Origin of the sequence: Paraburkholderia polaris (genome assembly GCF_012927345.1) — a bacterium.
GTDB classification, from domain to species: Bacteria; Pseudomonadota; Gammaproteobacteria; order Burkholderiales; family Burkholderiaceae; genus Paraburkholderia; species Paraburkholderia polaris.
In genome coordinates this window covers 1-2,998 of the sequence record NZ_JABBGJ010000114.1, presented here as the reverse complement: position 1 = coordinate 2,998, position 2,998 = coordinate 1, and the positions used below count along the sequence as shown (strand labels likewise).

The 2,998-nt window shown below is 57.7% G+C and carries 1 protein-coding gene and 2 pseudogenes; all 3 read right to left on the bottom strand.

Annotation, left to right across the window (positions count from 1 at the left end):
* Positions 1–368, bottom strand: a pseudogene (locus HHL24_RS43095) (transposase); the annotation flags it as partial.
* A 112-nt stretch (positions 369–480) separates the two neighbouring features.
* Entirely contained in the window at positions 481–1,953 is a 1,473-nt protein-coding gene (gene ltrA, locus HHL24_RS43090; RefSeq protein ID WP_169491315.1) for a group II intron reverse transcriptase/maturase, read from the bottom strand.
* Positions 1,954–2,454: 501 nt separating this feature from the next.
* Positions 2,455–2,958: pseudogene (locus HHL24_RS43085) on the bottom strand (IS5 family transposase); the annotation flags it as partial.
* Positions 2,959–2,998: the final 40 nt, after the last annotated feature.

Below are 2,998 nucleotides of genomic sequence, written 5' to 3'. Positions count from 1 at the left end.
GTTTCGATCTGAGCCGTGTTCTTCGCCAATCCTCGATACCGCGCCTTCAGATAGCCAAACTGACACTTCAGCACCCGAAACGGATGTTCCACCTTCGCTCTTACACCCGCTTTCAGTCGCTCGATCTCGTCGTAGATCCTGTCGAGCCGATTGCTCCTGTCCAGCTTTCGCCGCTTGCTCGGTCGCATCGCGACGTGCCACTGCACCGCTCCCGTTTCGCCTCGCTTCTCGATGCCCACATAGCCCGCATCAGCAAACGCAATCTTTTCTTTCCCGTGCAACAGTTCATGCGCGACGGTAATGTCGTGAACGTTCGCCGGCGTGCACTTCACACTGTGCACCAGGCCCGACTCCACATCGACTCCGATGTCGGGTAGCGGTGGTGCATTGCTGCGCCACCGCCCCCTAAGAACCGGACGTGCGAGTCGCCCCGCATCCGGCTCAAGCCATTCGGCAGCCCCATCGGATGGGACCGGGCAATCAACCATCGGTCGCGGTTCGACGACGGGCAAAGTAAGGCGACCACGCAGGGTCAAACGGATTTGCCTGACCACGTATCTTCACGTGCCGAACAATTGGAATCATCGTAGCTCGAAACAGTCGGATGACCCCGCGATCTTTGGTTCGCGCGGTAAACGCCCAGGTACGATGTCCCTCTACGTGGAAGTATTTGTGCTTCACCCAACCCGTGCCTTTCGTGGGATGCCGACGCATAGCCCATTTCCATAAGAGCTGCCAGATGTGAGCGTCTATCGACGTAAAATGAGACTTGGAAACCACATGACGGTGATACATGGCCCAACCCCGAATCACGGGGTTGAGTTGCAGAATCAGATTCGTCTGCGTGGCGCTCCTGTGCTGCCTCACGATTTCCCTAACCTTCTCCAGAAGTGCCTTCACACTTTTGCTTGCTGGTTTGATAAGCAGCTTATCCGCGTACTTGCGGACATTCTGCCCGAGGAAGTCGAACCCATCGGCAATGTGAGTGACTCTGGTTTTCTCTTCTGAGAGTTCCAGCCCCCGAACGGCCAGAAATTGCCTGACCGCAGGGAGTACGTTCTGCTCCAGAATATCTTTCGAGACTCCGGTCACAACGAAGTCGTCCGCATACCTGTTGACGTTGACTTTGAACTTTCGGCACGCGCGTGGCGTCGGCCCTACGCTGGCATCTACTGCCGCTTCAAGTCCGTCCAACGTCATGTTCGCGATGACGGGTGAGATGATGCCCCCTTGCGGAGTTCCCGCCTCGGTCGCGAACAGGGTACCTTTATCGATAAATCCGGCCTTAAGCCATCGCCGCAGGACCTCCTTATCCATTGGTATATGTTTGAGGATCCAGTCGTGGCTAAAATTATCGAAACAGCCACGGATGTCGCCCTCTAAAACCCACTCTGGTGACTTGCGCTTAGCCAGCGTGGTAAAACAATATTCAATGGCGTCGGCAGTCGAACGTTTGGGGCGAAACCCGTACGAGTTTGGATCCGCCAGGCTTTCCGCAATGGGCTCCAAGGCGAGCTTCCATAGCGCCTGCATTGATCTGCATAGCATGCGGGGAATTCCTAGCGGACGGTTCTTGCCGTTGCTCTTGGGGATGTAGATACGTCGAAGCGGCAACGCTCGGTAACTGCGGTGTTGCATCGCCTCCACCCCTTTCCATTTGGCCGCCGGAGTTGGCCAAGTCTTGCCGTCAACGCCCGGCGTTCTCTTGCCGCGATTCTCTGTCACTCGTTTCACGGCTAGCATTTTGCCGCTATGCGAGCGGGTCAGCAGACGCTGCAGGGCACTTACTTTGCCCCATCTGCCTTCCTTGGTTGCCTGGGCGATACGCGCCTGGAGTCGTTTCACCTCATCTGTGATGCGAGGCCAATCAGCCTGAAGCCACATCTCAGCGGGGCGCGAGGACGCACCAGCATCGATCGCCTCTGCTTGTGCAGCGCCACCGATTGCCGTCATCTGCCTTCCCTCGTATAACGATTAATCAAGTTCTCTCGCCATGAATGACCACGCGGAAGTCTGCCCGCTTTCGCGTCCGACCATGCAGCAGCCGGTATCCTCCCCATTACAGGAAGGCGTTCGCTTTTTCCGCAATCCCTTACCCGCAGTGCCAACAGCGTTCCTTGCGGTTCGCCTGCCGTTGCCGGCGGCACTACGGGCTTATCCTGTTCCGCATGAATTTCAGAGCGGGACGGACCCCTCCTATCCGCCGGCGGCGCAATGTCCATGCTGACCCAGCACACAGAGGCCAGACCTTGCCGCGCGCCATTTTGGCTCAAGCCTGTCAGCACATTTGGCTTGTCAATGATGACGACGTTTAATAGAGGTTCACGTATGTTGGTCGTTACCGCTCGTTCCTAGTCCCTCACCGCACTTGTGCTGGCAGATTCCGCTTTCCCTCACGGGTCCGCGTACCGATACAGATCGGTGGTTACATTGTCCCCGGAGCTTCACACCGAGCCTGCCTCCCTTTTGCGTCTGGCTCATCTCGGGGTCTCGCGTGCCAGCTTTCTTCGTCGAACTGGGCGCTGAGATCAGTGTCGCGTCGACCGCCGAGCCCACCTTGAGCATCAGGCCCTTCGCCTGCAGGATCTCATTGACCGCCGCCAGCATCCCGACGGACAGTTCATGAGCTTCAAGCAGGTGCCGGAAGCGCAAGATCGTGCTTTCATCGGGCAGCCGCGTCATGCCAGCGTCCAGCAGCGCGAACTCCCGGTACAGCGGAATGTCATGCAGCGCCTCTTCCATCGCCGGGTCCGAGAGACTGAACCACTGCTGAAGGAAGTGAATACGCAGCATCGTCGCGATCGGAAACGGCGGCCGGCCAGTCTTGCCCTTAGGATAGTGCGGCTCGATGAGCGCAATCAGTTTCTGCCACGGCACTACGCGTGTCATCTCATCGAGAAACTCGCGCTTGCGCGTGCGCTTCGTTGACAGATTCAAGCCGAGATCCATTTGCGTCATCACGTCGCTCCTTGAATTCTCCTGCTCCCAGGATAGTCCA

Coding starts and splice junctions, on each gene's coding strand:
- ltrA (WP_169491315.1), bottom strand. CDS start 1,953: ATGACGGCAATCGGTGGCGCTGCACAAGCAGAGGCGATCGATGCTGGT.